Source organism: Hominenteromicrobium sp. (assembly GCF_046974225.1).
Taxonomy (GTDB): domain Bacteria; phylum Bacillota; class Clostridia; order Oscillospirales; family Acutalibacteraceae; genus Hominenteromicrobium; species Hominenteromicrobium mulieris.
In genome coordinates, this window is sequence record NZ_JBKWAE010000011.1 from 1 (window position 1) to 21611 (window position 21611).

Sequence of the window (21611 nt, forward strand, 5' to 3'; positions counted from 1 at the left end):
CCCGCGGGATTACCGGCGGGCGCGAGCACCTCAATCTTCTTCGTCTTCACGCGCGGTCTCCTTTACGTCTGCCTTTTCGAAAAAGCTCACAAGCCCCGTTTCGTCGCCGTAATCGGGCAGCATGGGGTTGCGCAGGTCAATGGGCGGCAGGTCGAGCGGTTCTGCAGCTGCCGCGTGCGCTGCGTTTTGGGCAGCGGCTTTCGCTTCTTCCGCTTCCTTTTCCGCAGCTTCGGCGCGGTTTTCGGCAAGGCGCAGCTTTTCCTGCAAAACGCCGATCTTCATTTCCGCTTCAGAAAGGCGGGCCTTCAGGCCGTCCGCACCGGCAAATTCCTTTGTCTTTGTGCGCAGGGCATCCGCTTCCTCGCGGGCCTGATTCAAAGCGGCCTCCGTGCGGGAAAGCTCCTCGCTCAGGTTCATGGCCGCAATGACCGCCGCTTTCTCTATGGTCGCGCCGTAGGCGTTGTTTAAAACCTCTTCCATACGCACGCGCACACGCTCTGCGATGGCTTCTGCACCGTCGCGGTCCACATCGCCGGAAACGGTGACGTCCACGCCGCAGATATTCAGTTTGAATCTCGTTTTTTCCATTGCACAGATTCCTTTCCCCGCGCCGATTTTACGCAGGTTATACTCTGTTCTGCATTATATACCAAAAGCCCCGCCTTGTCAAAAAAAGCGCGCAAAACGGGCGTTTCGGCGGTTTTCTGCAAAACCTGCACAGATTTTACACAAATGTACTTGTAACCCGCCGTTTTCCCCTATATAATAGTATATGGTGTGTGTAAGGTCGAAAAAAGACAGGCGCACTGCGGTTTTCGGCCGGTTTATACCGAAAGCCGGTATTTTCTGTCGAAACTATACAAAGCCACCGCTTTAATTTCTGCTTATCCGCCCGCTATTGGTCTTGAATTTTTCATGATTTTAGTATATAATGGGTATAAATCATTTGTTTTTTAATCAAAACGCATTTAATTTTGTGCATATAACACAAATCTGGCGTGTTTTTCACGCATAACACATGGAGGACAAAGAATGAATTACAAGATGACCCCCGCGCAGGTCCAGAGCGCAATCCGTGAGAAGCTCTCGCACATTTACGGCGTTTCCGCAAAGAACGCTTCCGACGATGAATTCTACAAAGCATCCGCACTTGTGGTGCGCGACCTGCTCGTTCGCGGCCGCGACGAATTTGTACACGAAGCTGAAAAGCAGGAGACAAAGCAAATCTACTACCTGTGCATGGAGTTCCTGCTGGGCCGCTCCCTGAAGAACAACCTGTTTAACCTCGGTCTCGAGGACAGCTTCCGCAAAGCACTTTCCGAAATGGGCGTAAAGCTCGATAACCTTTACGAACAGGAGCCGGACGCCGGCCTTGGCAACGGCGGCCTCGGCCGTCTTGCCGCCTGCTTCCTTGACGGCCTTGCAACACAGGGCTACCCGGCCATGGGCTATTCCCTGCGCTATGAATACGGTATTTTCCGCCAGAAGCTCGTTGAGGGTTGGCAGACGGAGCTGCCGGACTTCTGGCTTCCGGGCGGCGAGGTCTGGATGCAGAAGGTCGACGAAAGCGCCATTGAGGTGCACTTCGACGGCTACATTGAAGAGCAGTGGCATGACCACTACCATTCCGTACGTCATAAGAACTATAACCCCGTTATGGCGATCCCGTACGATTTGTATGTTTCCGGCATGGACGGCAAGGGCATTTCTGTGCTGCGCATCTGGCGTGCGGAAGCCAACGAATTTGATATGAAGCTCTTCAACAGCGGCAACTATATGCGCGCTATGGAGCAAAAAGCTATGGCAGAGACCATCACAAAGGTCCTCTATCCGGAAGACAACCACTACGAGGGCAAGAGCCTGCGCCTTGCACAGCAGTACTTCCTCGTTTCCGCCTCCGTACAGGACATCGTACGCCGCCACCTGTACACGCATAGCTCCCTTGATGATCTGCCGAAGCTTGCGGCGATCCACCTCAATGACACGCACCCCGTGCTCGCTATCCCGGAGCTCATGCGCATCATGCTCGACGAATGCGGCTACGAGTGGGACGCAGCTTGGGATATTGTGACCCGCACCATTGCGTACACGAACCACACCGTTATGAGCGAGGCGCTTGAGTGCTGGAGCGCAGACCTGTTCAAATCCCGTCTGCCGCGTATTTACCAGATTGTAGAAGAGATCAATCGCCGCTTCTGGATTGAGATGCGTGCAAAGGGCGTGGACGAAGGCAAGATCTGGCGCATGGCCCCGCTGAACGACGGCTATGTGCGCATGGCAAACCTTGCCGTATACGCAACACACAGCACGAACGGCGTTTCCGCGCTGCACAGCGAAATTTTGAAGGACAGCGTGTTCCACGACTTCTACACCGAGTGGCCGAATAAATTTAAGAACGTCACAAACGGCATTGCACATCGCCGCTGGCTGAACCAGTCGAACCCGGAGCTTGCTTCCCTTATCACCGAGTTGACAGGCGACGGCTTCATCCACGATGCTGCTCAGCTTGAGAAGCTGATGAAGTATAAGGACGATACCTCCGTGCAGAAGAAGCTTGCCGAGATCAAGCTGCACAACAAGCAGCGCCTTGCCGAGCACGTTAAGCGCACGCAGGGCCAGATCGTTGACCCGAACAGCATTTTCGACGTACAGGTCAAGCGTCTGCACGAGTACAAGCGCCAGCACATGAATGCGCTGCATATTCTCTCCGTATACCAGTGGTTGCTCGAAAACCCGAACGCGGATTATACCCCGCACACGTTCTTCTTCGGCGCAAAGGCAGCCCCGAGCTACTATTTCGCAAAGGAAATTCTCCAGTTCATCGTCTGCCTTGCCGATACCATCAACAACGACCCGCGCGTCAACCAGAAGCTGCGCGTCATCTTCGTTGAAAACTACTGCGTATCCTGGGCAGAGCTGCTCACCCCGGCGGCAGAGATCAGCGAACAGATCTCCCTTGCGGGTACAGAGGCTTCCGGCACCTCCAACATGAAGTTTATGATCAACGGCGCCATCACCCTCGGCACACTGGACGGCGCGAACGTGGAAATTCACGACGCAGTGGGCGACGACAACATCATCCTCTTCGGCATGACGACGCCCGAGGTCAACAGCCTGCGCGCTTCCGGCTACAACCCGAGAAATCAGTACGAGCACAACGACATCATCCGCAAGGCGATGGATGCTCTCGGCCAGGGCTTTAACGGCAAAACGTTCCAGAACCTGCACCAGGCACTCCTCAACGTCGACCAGTACATGGCGCTTGCAGACTTTGCTTCTTACAGCCATGCACAGCAGAAAGCCGAACAGCTTTATAAGGACCAGACCAAGTGGAACTCTATGTCCCTTGTCAACACCGCAAAGGCAGGCATTTTCGCTGCCGACCGCGCCATCCGCGATTATGCGAACACCATTTGGCTCGCAAAGCCGGTCGAGACGAAAGCCGAGACGAAAAAGAAGTAATATCACGTAAGTTTATGTAAAAAGCAGGGCGCTGCGGTCGTAGTGCCCTGCTTCTTCATGCAGGAGAGTTTACCGATGACGCTATTTAATTCCAGAAATTCCACACACCGCAGCCCGCTGGGCGCTGTGGCAGACGGCACGCGTGTGCACTTTAAAATTACGCTGCCGCGCGACATGCAGTGCTCTGCCTCCTACCTTCTGGTGCAGCACCCGGATAACCGCATTGAGTGCCTTGATATGTTCTGGTGCGGTATGAACGGCAACGACCATGAGTGGTGGGAGTGCCACTTCACGCCGCAGGAAACAGGGCTTTACTTCTATCACTTTGAGCTGCGCACAGCGCGCGGACGGTCTGTCCTAAAAAAAGACCTCGGCGGCGAGGCGCGCGCCGGTGCACGTGAAGACTGGCAGCTGACCGTGTACGACGGTGCATATAAAACACCGGACTGGCTTGCGGGCGGCATTTTGTATCAAATCTTCCCGGACCGTTTCGCGTCCTCCGGCAAGACGAAGAAAAATGTGCCCGATGACCGAACGCTGCACGAAAACTGGCTCGACCAGCCGGACTGGAGGCCGAACGCACAGGGCATTGTGACAAACTCGGATTTTTTCGGCGGTGACTTAAAGGGCATCGAGGAAAAGCTCGATTATTTAGCGTCTCTCGGCGTGACCTGCATTTATCTGAACCCCATTTTTGAATCGCACTCCAACCACCGTTACGATACGGCAAGCTACGAGAAAATTGACCCGCTGCTCGGCGATGAGGAAGACTTCCGCTCGCTGTGCGCGGCGGCGAAAGCGCGCAACATTCACGTTTTGCTCGACGGCGTTTTCAACCACACGGGCAGCGACAGCATTTATTTTAACCGCGAGGGCCGCTACGGCGACGGCGGTGCGTACCGCTCGCAGTCTTCCCCGTATTACCCGTGGTACAGCTTTCGGAGCTGGCCGAACGACTACGAATGTTGGTGGAATTTCATCACGCTGCCGAATGTGCGCGAGGAAAATCCCGCGTATGACAACTATATCAACGGTGAAGACGGCATCATCCGGCATTGGCTTGAGGCCGGTGCTTCCGGCTGGCGCTTGGACGTTGCCGACGAACTGCCGGACGGCTTTATTGACCGCCTGAACCGCGCCGCGAAAGCGCAGGATGAAAACGCCATGGTGCTCGGCGAAGTGTGGGAAGACGCCTCCAACAAAACGGCTTACGGCGTGCGCCGCCGGTATCTGCTGGGCGGGCAGCTGGACAGCGTGATGAACTACCCGTTTCGCGATGCAATCCTCGGGTTTCTGCTCGGTGAGCATGCGTCGCTCATTATGGATCGCATTGAGACCATCGTGGAAAACTACCCGCCGCAGGTCTTACGCATTCTGATGAACCACATCGGCACGCACGATACGGAGCGCGCTTTGACGGTGCTCGGCGGAGAACCGGCGGGCAGCCGCGGCCGCGAGTGGCAAAGCGCGCACACGCTCTCCCCGGAGCAGCGCGAAACCGGCCTTGAGCGCATACGCCTTGCCGCGTTGTTGCAGTTTATGCTGCCGGGCGTGCCGTGCATCTACTACGGCGACGAAGCCGGTATGGAGGGCTACCGCGACCCGTTCAACCGCGCATGCTACCCGTGGGGACACGAGGATGAAGACCTTATCGCATGGTACCGCTACCTCGGCCTGCTGCGGCAGGAGCACGGCGACATTTTAAAGGACGGCGGCCTGCGCAGTGTTTATGCACACGACAATGTGCTTTCGTTTGAGCGCTATGTAGAAACGGAAGGCGGAGAGGACGCGCTGTTCGTTGCCGTGAACCGCAGCATGGAAAACGCGGTCATTCCGGGGCTGCATCTTGACAATGCAGAGTTTATTTTCGGCGCGCCGTACCCGAACCCCGCAGGCGGCGATTTCAAGCTGCCGCCGTTCGGCTTCACTTTGCTGCGCATCCACCGCGAAAAAACGGAGAACGGTGAAAGCTGAATTTTCCCTTTCTGCAAAATTTTTGCAAAATTGAATTTACACACCGTTACCGGCGGGCTTCTTTCCTTGAAGCCCGCTTTTTTCTATGCTACAATAGGGTTAACATAATCGTCGGATGGGTGCCGGCGAAAAGGGGAAAAGAGGAAGACTGTATGATCCGCATTCTGATTGTGGAAGACGATGAAAATATCTCGAAAATGCTGGCCGCCACGCTCTCGATCGGCGACTACGAATACGACCGCTGCGCAGACGGCGAAGAGGCCGTACAGACCATCCTAAACAGCACGTATGACCTCATTTTGCTCGACGTGATGCTGCCCGGCATGGACGGCTTTGCCGTTTTGGAGCACATCCGCGGGGAAAGCTGCGAAACGCCGGTGATTTTCCTGACGGCGCTCGGCGCGGTGGCGGACAAGGTAAAGGGTCTGCGCGGCGGCGCAGAGGATTACATTGTAAAGCCGTTTGAGCCCGTGGAGCTTTTGGCGCGCATTGAAGTGGTGCTGCGCCGCGCGGGCAAAAGCGAAATGCACCTGCGCTACGGCGATATTCAGGTGGACATTGAAAAGCACACGGCGCTGAAAAACGGCGTGCCCGTGGCGCTGACACCGAAGGAGTTTGACGTACTCGTCTTTTTCATGCGCAACCCGGACGTTGCCATCACGCGCGAGCAGCTGCTCTCGAACATTTGGGGCTTTGATTTCACCGGTGAATCGCGCAGTGTGGACATTCACGTGCAGCAGGTGCGCCGCAAAATGGGATTGCAGGGCAAGCTCATCACCATTCCGAAGCTCGGCTACCGCTTAGAGCGCCGATAAGCGTAAAGGGAGTCTTTTATGAAGCTATGGCAAAAAATATCGCTCATTGCGCTCGTGTTCGTCACGCTCGCCGTGCAGCTCACGCAGTTTTACATACTGGATAGTCACTTTCGCAGTGCCATAGCCCGCGAGGTCAACTCCGCCGCTTCCGCACATTCGGCATTGGCGGCTTCGCTTTCCAACCACGCGGCGTATGAGCGTTTAAAGGCGAATACGCTGTTTTTGAGCACCGATCAGCTGACAGACATGCTGAAGGATACCATTACGACAGACATTTCCACCGCGGACGTGATAGAAGTGAAAAAGGGCGGCAAGACCATCACAGCAGTCGGCACCGAGGTCTTGGACGGCGCTTCGTATGATTTAGCTTCCGTCAAGCCGAACGATGCCATTACGGACGGCAAAACGGTAATCTTCGACGCCGGCGAAAAGACGTACCTCATGGTGGTCTCCATCATCAAGCTGGAAGCCATGTCGTATGAGCTGCGCACGGTGTATGACGTTACGAATGTGTATGACGAGCACGACGCCAACCTGAACAACGCGCGCATGTGGGGGCTTTGCTGCGGCGGCGGTATTTCCGTACTGCTGCTCATTTCCGTATTGGGGTTTCTGCGCCCGTTAAAGCGCGCCGTGAAGACCATCGGCGCGGCGGCCGCGGGCGACTACACCGTGCGTATGCCGGAAAAGGGCAGCTCGGAGCTGAAAACGCTTGCACACAGCATCAACGAGATGACCGCTTCCATCAACGAGCGCGAGGAAAAGCTGCGCGGTATTGCAGAAAGCCGCAAGCGCTTTGCGGACGCCATGGCGCACGAGATGAAAACGCCGCTGACGAGCATTTTGGGTTTTGCGGATATTCTGCGCATCAAAAGCGTTGTCACGGACGAGCAGCGGCGCGACTTTGCCTCTGCCATTGTGGAGGAAGCCAAGCGCTTGCGTGGGCTTTCCGCAAAGCTTTTGACGCTGGCTTCTACCGATAACACCCCGCTCGATTTTGCGGATATTCCCGTGGCACAGCTTTTCTCTGATGTGCACGCCACCATGGCGCCGGTGCTCGGGCGGCGCGGCATCAAGCTGACAACGCTGCACAAAAACGCCGTGCTGCACATTGACCGCGAGCTGTTTTTATCGCTGCTTTATAACCTCATCGATAACGCCGCGAAGGCTTCCCCGGACAATTCCGAAATCTGGCTCATTCAGTCCGAGCTGGACGGTCACACGGTGGTCTCCGTCATCGACCGCGGCATGGGCATGAAGCCCGATACCGTGCGCCGCGCAACGGAAGCGTTCTACATGGAAGACAAAGCGCGCAGCCGCAAGGCAGGCGGCGCGGGCCTCGGCCTTGCGCTGTGCGACGACATCTGCCGCCGCCACGGGGCGCGGCTTGAAATTCGCTCCACCTACCAGAAGGGCACCACGATTATCATTCACATGAATGTAGCGCCCATTCCGAAAAATCAGGGCGACGAGCTGGAAGCGCTTTTGCAGAAGCGCCCGCCGCGCGAGAAAACACGCGATAAGGCGCGTGAAAAAGAACGTCAGAAGCGCAAAAAGCAGCGCGAAACCCGCTACAAAGGAGGCAGAACGATATGAAACGCAACATTTTTCTCTCTGTTTTCCTGCCTTTGTTCCTTTGCGCCGCCATTTTGACGCTCGGCTATTTCTCCCCCACGCTATTTAGCCGCGTGATGCCGAACTTTAAAAACAAGGAAAGTGCCGCGCAGATTACCGGCGCGGAAAGCCCGCTGTATTTGGAAGACCCCTCCAGTCTTGTCCTGCCGCCGTGGAATGATATTGATGATTCTAAATCACAGATGTACGCCTCCGACAACAACTCTGTTCCGTACTCCATAAAAATGCGCATTACAGACGACCTACAAACATATGCCGAAAGCACCGGCGACAGTCGTTTCTATACCTATAACAACCAACTGCAAGACCCTTATGTTTATATTGATATGTCCGATCTTTACGTGCGCAGCATTATTGAACCCTTTTTAAAGGGATGCACTATCAATGACAACATGCAGTTTTCCGGCTATATGCACACGTATGATCCAAACGATAATTTTTCCACGCTGCCAAAATACATTTACGCGCAGAATGTAACGGTAAACACCAAAGAGGGTAGAGATTTCCTTGTGGATTTCGTCTTCACCCCCATATCCGGCATTCCGCTGTATGTACATGCTACGGAAATAGATGCCGCAACGGCTGCTTTCCCGGAGGACAGCGAGTTTTTCAATCTTGTCGTTACTGCACTCTTCGTCGCTACGCACGCAGAAGCAGATGCAGACGAATTCACAAGTCAGGTTGAAAGCTATTATACGTCGGATAAATACACCTCTCTTCTTGCCTCTTTCTATGATTTTCCCGCGCATTTATTCTCTTTTCCGCCTGATACGACCCCGGAAGAAGATTGGCGAGTTGAACTGCTTGTGGATTTACGAGACAGCATGTATGACATGCTGTACAACTTTGTATACAGTATTGATTCCGCCTCCTCCATCGATTACCGCGATGAATCTCTGATCGTTCTGCGCAATGAGATCGGCTACACCATGACGGTTTTTTACGATGCCATTTCCGAGAGCATCACCGGTTACGGTTTGGATCCCGACGTTTACCGTTCGGAGACCTTTTTATCCGGTGAAAGCACTTACCAAGGAGCTTACGTTTACGACGGCTGACTCCCTCTACTCTTAAAAATCTAAAAGCCAAACACCCGTCCCCCGAAATTTTGCAACTTTTTTGCAGTTTGCGGGGGACTTTTTTGCGTCTTTTTCGGTATAGTTAAAGCAGAAAGAGGAGAGGGGCGAATGCATGACCGATATAAACAGAACCGCGTGCACATTTTCGCGCCCCGCGCTGAACGCAAATACCTTAAAGCTCATTGCGGTCCTCGCCATGGTGCTGGACCACGCCGCCACCGTCTTTTTGGCAGATACCGCGCCCGCCGCGCTGTTTTTCCACGCCGTGGGGCAGATTGCCGCGCCCATCATGTGCTTTTTCATCGCGGAGGGCTACACGTACACGTCGAATCTGAAAAAGTACCTGCTGCGGCTGTTTATTGCGGCGGTCATCTCTCATGTGCCGTATGCGCTGTGCTTTAAATTCACGGTTTGGGAGTTCTGGTACGTGACGGGCGTTTTGTGGGGACTCTTTTTGGGGCTTCTCGCCGTCACGCTGTGGAAACGGCTGCGCGCACCCGTTTGGGTGCGGCTGCTTTTGCTCGGGCTGTGCTGCCTGCTCGCCTACCCCGCAAACTGGAATTACATCGCCGTGCTGTGGATCTTCGGCTTTGCCGTCTTTCGGGAAAGCCCCAAAAAGCAATGGACATTTTTCGGGCTCGTCACGCTTTTGTATGTTTTGCAGTATTTCGTCTACGGCTCTACGCTGCCCGTGTGGCTGAGGCCGTTCGTACTGCTGTGTGTACCGCTTCTTTTATGCTACAACCACACGCTTGGTCGCCGAAGCAAAGTTTTGCAGTGGGGCTACTACCTGTTTTACCCCGCTCACCTGCTTGTGCTCACTCTGCTAAGAGAAATTTTCACCCGGTTATAAAGGAGTTTTAAAAAGGGGGATCTTTATGCAAACGCGCAAAAATGCAAATTTGGCACCCGAAAGCTTCCGACACAGTGCTGTGCCGCGCCGCCTAAAGCACCGCGCACGGCGGCGCAGACGCATTTTGTGCCTTTTGCCGGTGATACTCGTGTTCGCCGTGCTCGCCGCGGCGCTGCTGCGCTTTACGCCCGCGTTTGCCTACGCCGATATTTTCCCCGCGCAGGCAACCACCCGCCGCATTAAAGACGTGCCGTACATTTCGCAGCTGCCTACGCTTCCCACGGGCTGCGAAAGCGCCAGCGCCGCCATGCTGTTAAACTACTACGGCTGCACCGTCACGGCGGAGGAATTTGCTTCCTATTACCTGCCGACGGGCGACGCGCCGCACACGGACGAAAACGGAGAGCTTATCGGCTGCGACCCATGGGAGGCATTCCCCGGCGACCCGTTTTCGGAAACCGGCTGGGGATGCTACTCCACCGTCATCGAGCGCGCCATGAACGAGTTTCTCACAAACACCGGCTACCACGCCGAGCGTCTGAGCGGCGTGCCGCTTTATCGCCTAAAAAGCTATATTGACAACAACACCCCGGTGATGATCTGGGCGACTATCTGCATGGAGCCACCGATTGAAAGCGACATTTGGACGGTGCCGGAGACCGGCCGGGAGATTACGTGGGTCTACCCCATGCATGCGCTCGTCCTTACGGGCTATGACGAAAACGGCTACTACTTCAGTGACCCTCTCGCCGGGCAGGACATCTACTACGGCAAAGACAGCGTGGAGGTCGCCTACACCGCCCTTTTCGAGCAGGCCATCATCCTGACAAACTGAATACATCGGACTTACTTCCTCCGCATACAAAAATCCCCGCACAGGCTTTTAATGAACAGCGCTGTGCGGGGATTTGCGGTTTATAAAGTTAGATTGGCTCCACGTCGATCTCGCCGTCCTTTTCGGTGACGAGAATACCGGTGACGTTGCCTTCGCCTTTCTCGACGATGAGGGACGCGATTTTGTCTTCCACCGTGCGGCGGATGGTGTTGCGGATATCGCGGGCGCCGCTCTTGCCGCCTGCGGCACGATGCGCGATGTTCGCGACGGCTTCGTCCGTCCAGCGCAGCGTGATGCCACGCTCATTAAGCGTGCCGACGTACTCGTTCAGCATAAGCACCGCGATCTTCTTGTAGTCCTCCTCATTCAGCGGGCGGAAGACGACGATCTCATCGATGCGGCTCAGGAACTCGGGACGCAGGAAATCAGACAGCGCGCGCATGGCCTTTTCGCGGCTGATGTCCGCGCTGGTGCGGTTGAAGCCAACGAGCGCTTCGCGGCTGTTGCTGCCCGCGTTGGAGGTCATGACGATGACGGTATTCTCAAAGTTGACCGTGCGACCGTGCGCATCCGTAATGCGGCCTTCGTCGAGAATTTGCAGCAGGATGTTCATAACATCCGGGTGTGCTTTTTCGATCTCATCGAAGAGCAGAACGGAATACGGGCGGCGGCGCACCTTTTCGGTGAGCTGACCGGCTTCATCGTAGCCGACATAGCCCGGGGGCGAACCGATGATCTTCGAAACCGAGTGCTTTTCCATGAACTCCGACATATCGAGGCGGATGAGCGTCTCCGGGGAATCGAACAGCTCTTTCGAAAGCACGCGCACAAGCTCGGTCTTGCCGGTGCCGGTGGGGCCGACGAAGATGAACGAGGCCGGGCGGCGGCGCGGGTTGATCTGCACGCGGCTGCGGCGGATGGCGGCGGAAACAGCCTTGACGGCCTCTTCCTGCCCCACGATGTGCTCGCTCAGCTTTTCTTCCAGGTGGGCAAGCTTGCCGAGCTCGCTCTGCTCAATCTTTGCAGCGGGAATGCCCGTCCAAAGCTCGATGACATACGCGAGATCCGCTTCCGTTACCGGCGCGGTGACTTCGTTCGGGTCAAACGCGGCAAGCTCTTTTTCGAGCGCCGCGACTTTATATTTCGCTTCGGCAAGCGCTTCGTAATCGACATTCTCTGCGCCCTCGATCTCGGCTTCCGCCTTGCGCTGCTTTTCGAGCTTCAAATTTGCTTCTTCATAATCCGCAAGCTTTTTGTTGCGCAGCGCGGCGCAGGCGCACGCTTCGTCCAACAAATCGATGGCCTTATCCGGCAGGTAACGGTCGCTGATATATCGCTCGGAAAGCACGACGATGCGCTTCGCAATCTGGTCGGAAACGCGCACGTTATGGTATTTTTCGTAGTAATTTTTGATGCCGCGGATGATATCCGTTGCGTCGTCGATGGACGGCTCCGTCACGGTGACGGGCTGGAAGCGGCGCTCCAGTGCGGCGTCTTTTTCAATATACTTGCGGTACTCGGAGAACGTCGTTGCGCCGATGACCTGAATTTCTCCGCGGGACAGCGCAGGCTTTAGAATGTTCGCCGCGTTCATGCTGCCCTCTGCATCGCCTGTGCCGACGAGGTTATGCACCTCATCGATGAAGAGGATGATGTTGCCGTCCTGCTTCACTTCGTCCACAAGTCCCTTGATGCGGCTTTCAAACTGGCCTCGGAACTGCGTACCGGCGACGAGCGCCGTGAGATCCAGAAGCTGCACTTCTTTTTTGCGCAGCTTCGCGGGCACTTCGCCTGCCGCAATGCGCAGGGCAAGCCCCTCTGCAACGGCCGTTTTACCGACGCCCGGCTCACCGATGAGACACGGATTATTCTTTGTGCGGCGGGACAAAATCTGCACCACACGCTCAATCTCGCGCTCGCGGCCGATGATGGCATCCAGCTCGCCGTTTCTCGCCTTCATGGTGAGGTCGGTGCAGTACGCCGCAATGTGCTTACGCTTCGATTTGTGGAAGTTCTCCTTCTTTTTCTTGTCATTCGGCTGGCTTTCGCGGGTTGCCGGCTCTGTGCCGTCACCGTTTGCGTTCATACCGAATTGACCCAGCAGTTCGGACGGGAACGGCACCGCGCCGCCCGGCTCAAAGCTGCCGTCGTCGGACATCGACATCAAATCGTTCATGCTTTCGGTCATCGCCTCCAGCTGCTCCTCCGTGATGCCCATTTTCTCCATAATATCATTCACCGGCTTAATGCCGAGCTCTTTTGCGCAGACAAGACAGTAGCCCTGCGTGGCGTTCATATCCGTTGAAGGGGAAACGAACACAACCGCAGGCCGCTTCTTGCAGCGTGTACACATCATCATAGACATTTTCCTTTCCGGCGCAGACCGTTAGTTTTTCGGTGTGCGCTCTTTCTTTGCCCGCATTTCTTCGGGCAGGTTCAAATCGTATTTGCCGTCGGTCGATCTCAAAATTTCGCGGAACACGCCGAAATATCGAATGAACGTGTACACCATGAAGCCCGCCGTGATGACGAGCGCCGTGGTGGACGCGATATTGAACGTGCTCTCGGAAACCTTCATAAAGCCGTCCATGACGACGATGAGTCCGATGGCGATATAAAACAGTGTTGTGGAGACCTTGCCGTACCACTTTGCCGCGCACGGCTTTTTGCCGTTTTTCAGCAGATAGCATGCGCCGCACAACATGACGAGCTCCTTTAAGACGAGCAGCGCCAAAAGCGGCCAAATGGACGGGTAGTGCACGGCGATACAGATGGCCACCGTGCCCTGCGTCAGCTTATCGGCTAACGGATCCAGCATTTTGCCTAATTCCGTGATCTGGTTGAAGTGCCGCGCGATCATGCCGTCCAGCGCATCGGAAAGGCCGGAAAGCCCCAGTGCGACGATGGCCGCTGTGAGGTTACCTTTCAGAAAAAAATACGCAAAAAACGGAATGACCAAAATGCGGAACACAGACATGGCGTTCGGCACCGTTAAATTCTGATTGATGGGTTTCTTTGTCTTTTGGCTTTTGGCATCAGACATAGTGTAGTTCCTTTCCCTTACGAATTTCCGAATCTCCTTTTAGCCGCTGCTCACTGCATTAAGTGGTAAGCGGGGTTAAAGCTGCCAAGCAGCTTCAAAAGCATGGAAGTATTCTCAAACGCCTGCACCTTTACCTGCTGCGCTGCGCTCAGCATGGGCACAAATACCTGCGTACACGCGAGGACGACCCACAAAATGAGCACGAGCATCAGCACATCGAATACTGCGCCGAGCGCACCGTTGATGCCGCTTAAAACCGGCAGCGAGAAAATGCCCGTTAAAAGCGTTGCAACACCTCTCAGTACCACGATGAACAATACGAATAGCACCAGCATGACGAACACGCCGATGACGTTGATGAGCATGGGGCTGAGTGCATCCGTAATGGCCTCTGCGATGCTGTCCGTCTTATCCTGCACCTGCGCCATGATACTGCCCTGTGTGATGCCGGCAGCCTCGAGCGCGCGCTGGATAAGCTCCGGGAAGGCATCGAAAACGGTGTTCACGGCTTCGCCCGCGCCAAGCCCCATGACCGCCGCAGAGATCTTCTCCACAAGCGAGGGGCGAAAGAACGTTGTAAAGATCCACTCTGCAACAGGACTGCTCAAAAGCCCCGCCGCAATCATCGCGATGAGCGCGCCGCAGAAATCAAAGCATGCTCTGAAAAATCCCTTTTTTGCACCGATGACGGCCGCGATGATGACGAGCACCACAACGGCGATGTCGAATATCCATCCCAATAAAAACACTCTCCTTTTTCCGGCACGCCTGCCGCGCGCCTTGTGCGATACAGTGATTATACCACATTACTCTGTTTGCGACAATGTATTATCGGCCTCGATCACCTTAAGATTTTCTTTCCGAATCTCGCGCACGCCGAGCAGATACACGGTGCTTTCGTCCGCCATGGCAATGCTTTTTGTATCGGCCGGCACATTGCAGGCGGCTTCCTGCCGCCCGGTCGTGAGGTCCGTGGACACAACGGAGCTTGAAAGCAGCGCCGCCACCTTATTGCCCGCTGCGGAAAGCCACACGGCGCGGCCGGAAAGGTCGCTTTCCACGGGCTCTGCGCTGTCACGGAAAATGAGCAGCGTGCTGTCGCCGCCGTAAGCATAGTTGGAAACGGAGACCACCGCGCCCGAAGGGATGAGCGTGTAGGCCGTCACGGTGCGGCCGTCATACGCATACGGCGTAAAGTTATAGCTCGTATCGCTGACGAGCGTTTCCGTGTCGCCGATGGCCGTCACGCGACCGCTGCGGTTCCACTGCACGGCAAAAATCAGATTGCCGTCGCTTTCGTACTCCGCTATCGGCTCCGTTTCGGACATATCCAGCACCGTAATGCGCGAAATGAGCGTACCTGCGTGCGTGATGGTGCTTGCCACCGCGGCTCTTGTGCCGTCCGTATTCAGCGCCACCGCCGTAATGTAGGAATCCGCAAAGCTGTATTTATACTGCAAGCTGCCGTTTTTGTTATATACGCGCAGCTCGGAGGCGTAGTCCGAGGGTTGCACCGCCAGCGCAAATTTGCCGGAATCGCAAATGACGCCGGTCGTGATACTGCTGTCGCTCGTGCCGGAAATCTCCGTGCCGGAGGACGCTTCCACACGGTAACCCGTGCCGCCGGCGTTATACAAAAGGTAGCGTCCGCTCGCTTCGGAGACCGCGGGGTCGTTGTAGCTGTGGCGCGCGGAGAACATCTCCTTTGCGGAGCCGTTCAGAACCGTCAGCGCCGTGTCGCTCACAACGTACAAATTGCCGTCCGCCGCGCCGAAATTACCCGCAAGCGCTGTGCTGCCGGTCAGCTCCGCCGGATAGCCGTCGCCAAAGCCGAAGCCGACTGCCTTTGTGCGGATCCAGTTGCCGATGTTTTCCGGCGTTAAATTATCTTTATTTTCCAAAATGATAAGCAGCACTACCGCGATGAGCAGCGCCGCAATGATGCGGTACAAAAGCTTCGATACGCGCGGCTTTTTCTTTTCCGAAAGCGCAGGGTGTTCCGTTTCATCCGGCATATCCTGCACAGGCGGTGCTTCTTTTTTGCGCAGCGCGTGCTTTTTTTCCGCTTCATGCTTTTTTCTTGCCATACTTTTCTCCCTTATTCCGCGTTATAAAAATCGGAATACAGAACATTTATCCAACCGAACCGCAGGCTTTATATTTGCGGTTTATAAAACACTTTTTCTAAACACAAGTCCACAGATAAGTTGTTTTTTCAAAACAACTTACTGTCTTATTAAACTTGCGGTTCATAGAAAACTTTTTCTAAATATAACCCACACGCCGGGGCGGTCGGTCCCGCAAGCTTGCGGTTTTTCCCCTCGATGATCTTCGGGATATCCTCGGGGGCAAAGCGCCCCTGCTGCACGGCGAGCAAAGTGCCCGTCATGATGCGCACCATGTTGTAAAGGAACCCGTCCGCCGCCACGGTAAAGCGCACCATGTCGCCCTCGCGCGTGACGGAGCTTTCCGTAACCGTGCGGGTAAAGTCTCCCATGTCACGGTTATCGAGCGTACAGAATGAGGTAAAATCGTGCGCACCCAAAAAGTGCTGCGCGGCTTCGTTCAGCTTGTTTTCATCGATATGGTGGTAGTAGTGCAGCGCGCGCCCGTGCAGAAACGGGCTGCGAATGGGGTTGTTCCAGATTTCATACACATACCGCTTTCCACAGCAGGAGTACCGCGCGTGAAAATCGAGCGGCACTTCTTCGCAGGAAAGCACAGCAATGTCCGGCGGCAAAAAGTGATTGAGCGCGCCCAAAAGGCGCTCCGGCGGGATATTGTGCGAAAGCTTCATGCTCAGGCAGAATTCCCGCGCGTGCACGCCGGTATCGGTACGGCTGCACGCTTTGATGTCCGGCTGCGTATGCAAAACCTGCTTTAGCACCTCCTGAAACACCCCTTGCACACTGCGGGCGTTTTCCTGCACCTGCCAGCCGTGGTACGCGCTGCCGTCATATTGAATTTTCAGCAGCAGGTTTCGTTCCATAGCTTCTCCTCAATTTATCGCACAATGGCGGCGGGCAGCAAAATGTTCGCTGTAATAAACGCTGCAAGGTACAAAACGCACACGATAAGCGTAATATAATCGTCTTTTGAAAGGTGCAGCACCTTCATTTTCGTGCGCCCTTCACCGCCGTGGTAGCAGCGGCTTTCCATGGCTGTTGCAAGGTCGAACGCACGGCGGAACGCAGAAACGAACAGCGGAATAAGCACCGGGATCAGCGCCTTGATGCGCTGCATCAGACCGCCGCTTTCCATATCTGCACCGCGGGCCTTCTGCGCCGCCATGATCTTCTCTGTCTCTTCGAGGAGCGTCGGCACAAAGCGCAGCGCGATCGTCATCATCATTGCGAATTCATGCACCGGCACATGCAGCACGGAAAGCGGCTTTAGCAGGCGCTCAATGGCGTCCGTCAACTGCGTCGGGGACGTTGTAAACGTCAGAATAGAGCTGATGAGGATGAGCACCACGATGCGCACGGCGATCATGATGCTGTTCACGATGCCGTTTCGCGTAATGTGAATGAACCCGAGCGTGAAAATCGGGTCGCCGGTGCCGTAAAACAAATTCAATACGCCGGTGAACACCACGATGAACAAAATAGGCTTCATGCTTTTTAAATAGAGCTTCAGCGGCACTTTGGAAAGCACCACGCCAAGCAGGCTCATAAGAATCGTCGCGCCGAGTGTGACAAAATTCTTCGAGCAGAAAATAAGCACGATGAAATACACGGTCATGCACATTTTAATGCGCGGGTCTAACCGGTGCATGACGGATTTTCCGGGGAAAAACTGCCCCATGGTGACATCAGATAGCATGGTTTTTGTCCTCCTCTTTTCTTTTTTTGAGGAGCGGCAAAAGCTCCATGACGGCTTCGTCTACATTTAAAACCGTTTCGCTGACCGGCAGGCCCATTTTGCGCAGGCGGCGCATGATGGACGTAATCTGCGGCAGGCGCAGACCCATCGGCTCCAAAAGCTCGCCGCGCGAAAACACGGCGCGGGTCTCGTCGTACATTTCGGCATGGGCGTTGTTCATCACAAGCACGCGGTCTGCCACGCGGCCGATGTCCTCCATACTGTGGGAGACAAGCAAAATGGTGTTGCCGCGCTGGCGGTGATATTCGGAGATCTGCGCTAAGATAACATCTCTGCCTTTCGGATCAAGACCGGCGGCGGGCTCATCCAAAATGAGCACCTCCGGGTCCATGGCGATGACGCCCGCAATGGCTGCACGGCGCTTTTCGCCGCCCGAAAGCTCAAACGGAGATTTCTCCAAAAGCTCGGGCTTTAAGTCTGTAAAGTGCGCCGCTTCTTTGGCGCGCTTGAGTGCTTCTTCATCGGAAAGCCCCATGTTTTTCGGGCCGAACATGATGTCTTTGATGACGGTCTCTTCAAACAGCTGGTATTCCGGGTACTGGAACACCATGCCCACCTGAAAGCGCACGCGGCGAATTTCCTTCGGCTTTGCCCAAATGTCCTCGCCGTTTAAAAGCACCTGCCCGCTTGTGGGGCGGATGAGGCCGTTGAGCATCTGGATCAGCGTGGATTTACCGCTGCCCGTATGCCCGATCACGCCGACGAACGCGCCCTTTTCTACGGAAAGGTTCACGTTTTCCACCGCCGTTTTTTCAAACGGTGTGCCGGCGCCGTAGGTATATGTGAGATTTTTGGTTTCCAAAATTGCCATCGATTTTCCTCGTTTCCTCTGCCGGGTGCAGGTCCTTTCGGTTCTTGCCCCGCACAAAAAACAAAATCCCTTTTATATTCTTATCCCAATTTTAAATACTCCGCAATCGCTTTTACGCACTCGTCTTCATCGAGCGGCGTGCCGGAAATGCTGCACCCGGCGGCGTTTAAGCGGTAAATAAGCTCCGTTGCCTGCGGCACGTCGAGCTTGTGGCGCTTTAAAAGCTCCACCTGCGCGAACACCGTGCGCGGGTCGCCGTCCGTCAGAATGTTACCGCCGTCCATCACCACCACGCGGTCGGCCTGCACGGCCTCGTCCATGTAGTGCGTGATGAGAATGACGGTGATACCCTTTTCGCGGTTCAGATACCGAATGGTATCCATAACCTCCTGTCGGCCGCGCGGGTCCAGCATGGCGGTCGGCTCATCAAGCACAATGCACATGGTTTCCATCGCGATAACACCCGCAATTGCGACGCGCTGCTTCTGACCGCCGGAGAGCTTATGCGGTGCATGGTCGCGGTACTCGTACATGTTGACCGCTTTCAGTGCCGCATCGACACGGCGGCGGATTTCTGCGGGCTCAATACCGAGGTTTTCCGGGCCGAATGCCACGTCTTCCTCAACAATACCCGCGACAAGCTGGTTATCCGGGTTCTGCTGCACAAGGCCCACGCGGCGGCGCACGTCAAGCTGCGTTTCCTCCACGGCGGTATCGATGCCGTCCACCGTCACGGTGCCGGAGGTCGGCACCAACATACCGTTAAACAGTTTCGCCATGGTGGATTTACCGCAGCCGTTGTGGCCGAGCAGCGCCACAAACGAACCCTTTTCAATGTCGAGATCGACGCCGTGCAGGACCTCGCCGCTCTCTCCGCTGTATGAAAAATGCAGGTCTCTGCACTCAATAAACGCCATTTTATCCCTTCCGTTTCAAAAAAGTCCCGTTATACCGGCTCGCCCGACCAGATTGCCGTGCTGCCGCAGGGCAGAACAAGCCCCGTTTCCGTCACCGACAAACCGATTTCATCGGCGGAAACATAGCCGCCGAACTTCGGGCGCAGCAAAACGCCGAGCAGATACGCCATAACGGACGGAGAAAGTCCCGTTGTGTACGAATTCAAAATAAAGAACAGCGGATCGTCCGTCAAGACCGGCACGCACATTTCAACAAGACCGTAAAGCTGTTCCTCAAGCTTCCATACCTCGCCGCCGGGGCCGCGCCCGTAGGACGGCGGGTCCATGATGATGCCGTCGTAATGGTTGCCGCGGCGAATTTCGCGCTGCACGAATTTCACGCAGTCATCGACAAGCCAGCGCACCGGGCGCTCTGCCAAATTCGATGCCGCTGCGTTTTCGCGCGCCCACTGCACCATGCCCTTGGAGGCATCTACATGCGTGACCGTCGCGCCCGCTTCCATACACGCGAGCGTCGCCGCGCCGGTGTAGCCGAATAAGTTTAGAATTTTAATTTCGCGCTCGGGATTTTTCTCCTTTGCCGCGCGGATGCGCGCCGCGGTGTAATCCCAGTTCACGGCCTGCTCCGGGAAAACGCCCGTGTGTTTAAAGCCCATGGGCTTTAAGCGGAACGTGAGGTCGCCGCGCGTGATTTTCCACACGTCCGGCAGCTTTTTATAAACCTCCCATTTGCCGCCGCCCGTAGAGGAACGCTTATAGCGCGCGTGAGCGGAACGCCAACGGGGATCTTTTTTCTCCGACTTCCAGATAATCTGCGGATCGGGGCGGATGAGGAGAATGTCTCCCCACCGCTCCAACCGCTCGCCGGAGCCGGTATCAATCAATTCATAGTCTTTCCAGTTTGCTGCTCTCATCAGACCAATTCTTCCTTAATCACTTCAGAAATATCGTTTGCAAGCTTTTCAATCAGCGTCAAATCTCTGCCTTCCACCATGACGCGCAGCAGCGGCTCTGTGCCGGACGGGCGCACAATGACGCGGCCTTCGCCGTTCAGCGTTGCGGTTGCCTGCTGAATAGCCTTCTTCACCTTCGGGTCAGTGTGGAACGCCAGCTTGCCCTCCGGCGAGACCTTGATATTCACCATCGTCTGCGGGTAACGCTCCATGACGGTCTTGAGGGAAGAAAGCTTTGCTTCGCGCTGCTTTAAGATGCTCAAAAGCTGCGCCGCCGTCAGCTGGCCGTCGCCGGTCGTTGCGAAATCGCGGAAAATGACGTGGCCGCTCTGCTCGCCGCCGAAGCTGTAGTTTTCAAGCAGCATTTCTTCCAGCACGTAACGATCGCCGACCTTCGTCGCTTCAAAGTGGATGCCGTTTGCTTCGCAGCACTTTACAAAGCCGAGGTTCGTCATGATGGTGCCGACGATGCAGTCCTTATTCAGCTTACCGCGGCTCTTCATATCGAGGCCGCAGATTGCCATGATGAAGTCGCCGTCGATGACTTCGCCGTTTTCGTCCACGGCAAGGCAGCGGTCGGCGTCGCCGTCAAACGCGATGCCCGCGTCGACCTTATGCGTCTTCACATATTCCACGAGCGATTCCATATGGGTGGAACCGCAGTTATCGTTGATGTTCGTGCCGTTCGGCTCATCATGCAGCATGTGCACCTTGGCGCCGAGCTCCGTAAACAGTGTTTCCGCCGTCATCGCGGAGGAGCCGTTCGCGCAGTCGAGCGCGATTTCAAGGCCCGTCAGCGAGAAGTGCACCGTGGACTTCACGTGATCGATGTAATCGCGCAGCGCGTTCGGCGCATACGACACCGTGCCGAGGTCGCTGTCTGCGGGCAGCGGCGGCAGAGCCGCTTCGCCGAGAATCAGAGACTCAATGCGCTCCTCAAGGTCGTCCGGCAGCTTGTAGCCGTCGCCGCTGAAAATTTTAATGCCGTTATACTCGTAAGAGTTGTGTGATGCAGAGATCATCACACCGGCGTCTGCCTTGTATTTTTCCACAAGGTACGCCACGGCCGGGGTAGGCACAACGCCCAGCAGAACGACCGATGCGCCTACGCTGCACAGGCCGGCTGCCATGGCGTTTTCCAGCATGTCGCTCGAAAGACGGGTATCCTTGCCGATGATGACGCGCGGGTGGCGGTTTGATTTGTTGATGAGCACGGCAGCGGCCGCACGGCCAAGCTTCATTGCAAGCTCGCAGGTAAGGTCATGGTTCGCGACACCGCGAACACCGTCTGTACCGAATAATCTTCCCATAATCGTATGCTCCTTTTTATGTCAAAAATTTTAAGGGGTGAC

The 21611-nt window shown here is 55.6% G+C and carries 18 protein-coding genes; 7 read left to right on the top strand and 11 right to left on the bottom strand.

Annotation, left to right across the window (positions count from 1 at the left end; translation table 11 throughout):
* Positions 1-30 precede the first annotated feature (30 nt).
* Positions 31-588, bottom strand: a complete 558-nt coding sequence (gene zapA / locus ACLTX1_RS09015; RefSeq protein ID WP_412330806.1) for a cell division protein ZapA — start codon at positions 586-588, stop codon at positions 31-33.
* A 444-nt stretch (positions 589-1032) separates the two neighbouring features.
* Here zapA and ACLTX1_RS09020 point away from each other — a divergent pair, with 444 nt between their 5' ends.
* The 7 genes from ACLTX1_RS09020 (at position 1033) to ACLTX1_RS09050 (ending at position 10653) form a co-directional block, all read left to right on the top strand.
* On the top strand, positions 1033-3462 hold the full coding sequence (locus tag ACLTX1_RS09020; RefSeq protein WP_412330807.1) for a glycogen/starch/alpha-glucan phosphorylase: 2430 nt from the start codon (positions 1033-1035) through the stop codon (positions 3460-3462).
* A 75-nt stretch (positions 3463-3537) separates the two neighbouring features.
* Complete coding sequence (locus ACLTX1_RS09025; protein ID WP_412330808.1) at positions 3538-5436, top strand: glycoside hydrolase family 13 protein; 1899 nt, start codon at positions 3538-3540, stop codon at positions 5434-5436.
* 152 nt (positions 5437-5588) lie between these two features.
* On the top strand, positions 5589-6251 hold the full coding sequence (locus ACLTX1_RS09030; protein WP_412330809.1) for a response regulator transcription factor: 663 nt from the start codon (positions 5589-5591) through the stop codon (positions 6249-6251).
* A gap of 18 nt (positions 6252-6269) precedes the next feature.
* Positions 6270-7847, top strand: coding sequence for a HAMP domain-containing sensor histidine kinase (locus ACLTX1_RS09035; RefSeq protein WP_316686290.1), 1578 nt, complete (start codon positions 6270-6272; stop codon positions 7845-7847).
* Entirely contained in the window at positions 7844-8944 is a 1101-nt protein-coding gene (locus ACLTX1_RS09040) for a hypothetical protein (RefSeq protein ID WP_412330810.1), read from the top strand. The genes ACLTX1_RS09035 and ACLTX1_RS09040 overlap by 4 nt, the downstream gene beginning before the upstream one ends.
* A 133-nt stretch (positions 8945-9077) precedes the next feature.
* Positions 9078-9818 carry a TraX family protein gene (locus ACLTX1_RS09045; RefSeq protein ID WP_412330811.1) on the top strand — a complete coding sequence of 247 codons (741 nt, stop codon included), beginning with the start codon at positions 9078-9080 and terminating at the stop codon, positions 9816-9818.
* A 25-nt stretch (positions 9819-9843) separates the two neighbouring features.
* Positions 9844-10653, top strand: a complete 810-nt coding sequence (locus ACLTX1_RS09050) for a C39 family peptidase (RefSeq protein ID WP_412330812.1) — start codon at positions 9844-9846, stop codon at positions 10651-10653.
* 88 nt (positions 10654-10741) lie between these two features.
* Here the strand turns inward: ACLTX1_RS09050 and ACLTX1_RS09055 are convergent, their stop codons facing one another.
* The 10 genes from ACLTX1_RS09055 to glmM form a co-directional block, all read right to left on the bottom strand.
* On the bottom strand, positions 10742-13009 hold the full coding sequence (locus ACLTX1_RS09055) for an ATP-dependent Clp protease ATP-binding subunit (protein WP_412330841.1): 2268 nt from the start codon (positions 13007-13009) through the stop codon (positions 10742-10744).
* Positions 13010-13039: 30 nt separating this feature from the next.
* Positions 13040-13696, bottom strand: coding sequence for a CDP-alcohol phosphatidyltransferase family protein (locus ACLTX1_RS09060; RefSeq protein ID WP_308449280.1), 657 nt, complete (start codon positions 13694-13696; stop codon positions 13040-13042).
* 50 nt (positions 13697-13746) lie between these two features.
* Positions 13747-14436, bottom strand: coding sequence for a CvpA family protein (locus tag ACLTX1_RS09065; protein ID WP_308449279.1), 690 nt, complete (start codon positions 14434-14436; stop codon positions 13747-13749).
* 66 nt (positions 14437-14502) lie between these two features.
* Positions 14503-15783, bottom strand: a complete 1281-nt coding sequence (locus ACLTX1_RS09070) for a DUF5711 family protein (protein WP_412330813.1) — start codon at positions 15781-15783, stop codon at positions 14503-14505.
* A 149-nt stretch (positions 15784-15932) separates the two neighbouring features.
* Positions 15933-16685, bottom strand: coding sequence for a tRNA pseudouridine(38-40) synthase TruA (gene truA, locus ACLTX1_RS09075; RefSeq protein WP_412330814.1), 753 nt, complete (start codon positions 16683-16685; stop codon positions 15933-15935).
* 14 nt (positions 16686-16699) lie between these two features.
* Positions 16700-17518, bottom strand: a complete 819-nt coding sequence (locus tag ACLTX1_RS09080) for an energy-coupling factor transporter transmembrane component T family protein (protein ID WP_412330815.1) — start codon at positions 17516-17518, stop codon at positions 16700-16702.
* Positions 17508-18389 carry an energy-coupling factor transporter ATPase gene (locus tag ACLTX1_RS09085; RefSeq protein ID WP_412266859.1) on the bottom strand — a complete coding sequence of 294 codons (882 nt, stop codon included), beginning with the start codon at positions 18387-18389 and terminating at the stop codon, positions 17508-17510. The genes ACLTX1_RS09080 and ACLTX1_RS09085 overlap by 11 nt, the downstream gene beginning before the upstream one ends.
* 80 nt (positions 18390-18469) lie before the next feature.
* Positions 18470-19306: an energy-coupling factor transporter ATPase gene (locus tag ACLTX1_RS09090; protein WP_412266861.1), complete on the bottom strand. Its 837-nt coding sequence runs from the start codon at positions 19304-19306 to the stop codon at positions 18470-18472.
* 29 nt (positions 19307-19335) lie between these two features.
* Positions 19336-20220 carry a class I SAM-dependent methyltransferase gene (locus ACLTX1_RS09095; protein WP_343285275.1) on the bottom strand — a complete coding sequence of 295 codons (885 nt, stop codon included), beginning with the start codon at positions 20218-20220 and terminating at the stop codon, positions 19336-19338.
* On the bottom strand, positions 20220-21569 hold the full coding sequence (gene glmM / locus ACLTX1_RS09100; RefSeq protein ID WP_308449275.1) for a phosphoglucosamine mutase: 1350 nt from the start codon (positions 21567-21569) through the stop codon (positions 20220-20222). Before glmM ends, ACLTX1_RS09095 begins: the two co-directional genes overlap by 1 nt.
* Positions 21570-21611 lie beyond the last annotated feature (42 nt).

Bases quoted from the DNA above. Each gene is read 5' to 3' on its own strand.
- truA (WP_412330814.1), bottom strand. From the start codon at position 16,685: ATGGAACGAAACCTGCTGCTGAAAATTCAATATGACGGCAGCGCGTAC.
- ACLTX1_RS09030 (WP_412330809.1), top strand. From the start codon at position 5,589: ATGATCCGCATTCTGATTGTGGAAGACGATGAAAATATCTCGAAAATG.
- ACLTX1_RS09095 (WP_343285275.1), bottom strand. From the start codon at position 20,220: ATGAGAGCAGCAAACTGGAAAGACTATGAATTGATTGATACCGGCTCC.
- ACLTX1_RS09055 (WP_412330841.1), bottom strand. From the start codon at position 13,009: ATGATGTGTACACGCTGCAAGAAGCGGCCTGCGGTTGTGTTCGTTTCC.
- glmM (WP_308449275.1), bottom strand. From the start codon at position 21,569: ATGGGAAGATTATTCGGTACAGACGGTGTTCGCGGTGTCGCGAACCAT.
- ACLTX1_RS09060 (WP_308449280.1), bottom strand. From the start codon at position 13,696: ATGTCTGATGCCAAAAGCCAAAAGACAAAGAAACCCATCAATCAGAAT.
- ACLTX1_RS09020 (WP_412330807.1), top strand. From the start codon at position 1,033: ATGAATTACAAGATGACCCCCGCGCAGGTCCAGAGCGCAATCCGTGAG.
- ACLTX1_RS09025 (WP_412330808.1), top strand. From the start codon at position 3,538: ATGACGCTATTTAATTCCAGAAATTCCACACACCGCAGCCCGCTGGGC.
- ACLTX1_RS09050 (WP_412330812.1), top strand. From the start codon at position 9,844: ATGCAAACGCGCAAAAATGCAAATTTGGCACCCGAAAGCTTCCGACAC.
- ACLTX1_RS09080 (WP_412330815.1), bottom strand. From the start codon at position 17,518: ATGCTATCTGATGTCACCATGGGGCAGTTTTTCCCCGGAAAATCCGTC.
- ACLTX1_RS09040 (WP_412330810.1), top strand. From the start codon at position 7,844: ATGAAACGCAACATTTTTCTCTCTGTTTTCCTGCCTTTGTTCCTTTGC.
- ACLTX1_RS09070 (WP_412330813.1), bottom strand. From the start codon at position 15,783: ATGGCAAGAAAAAAGCATGAAGCGGAAAAAAAGCACGCGCTGCGCAAA.
- ACLTX1_RS09085 (WP_412266859.1), bottom strand. From the start codon at position 18,389: ATGGCAATTTTGGAAACCAAAAATCTCACATATACCTACGGCGCCGGC.
- zapA (WP_412330806.1), bottom strand. From the start codon at position 588: ATGGAAAAAACGAGATTCAAACTGAATATCTGCGGCGTGGACGTCACC.
- ACLTX1_RS09090 (WP_412266861.1), bottom strand. From the start codon at position 19,306: ATGGCGTTTATTGAGTGCAGAGACCTGCATTTTTCATACAGCGGAGAG.
- ACLTX1_RS09045 (WP_412330811.1), top strand. From the start codon at position 9,078: ATGACCGATATAAACAGAACCGCGTGCACATTTTCGCGCCCCGCGCTG.
- ACLTX1_RS09035 (WP_316686290.1), top strand. From the start codon at position 6,270: ATGAAGCTATGGCAAAAAATATCGCTCATTGCGCTCGTGTTCGTCACG.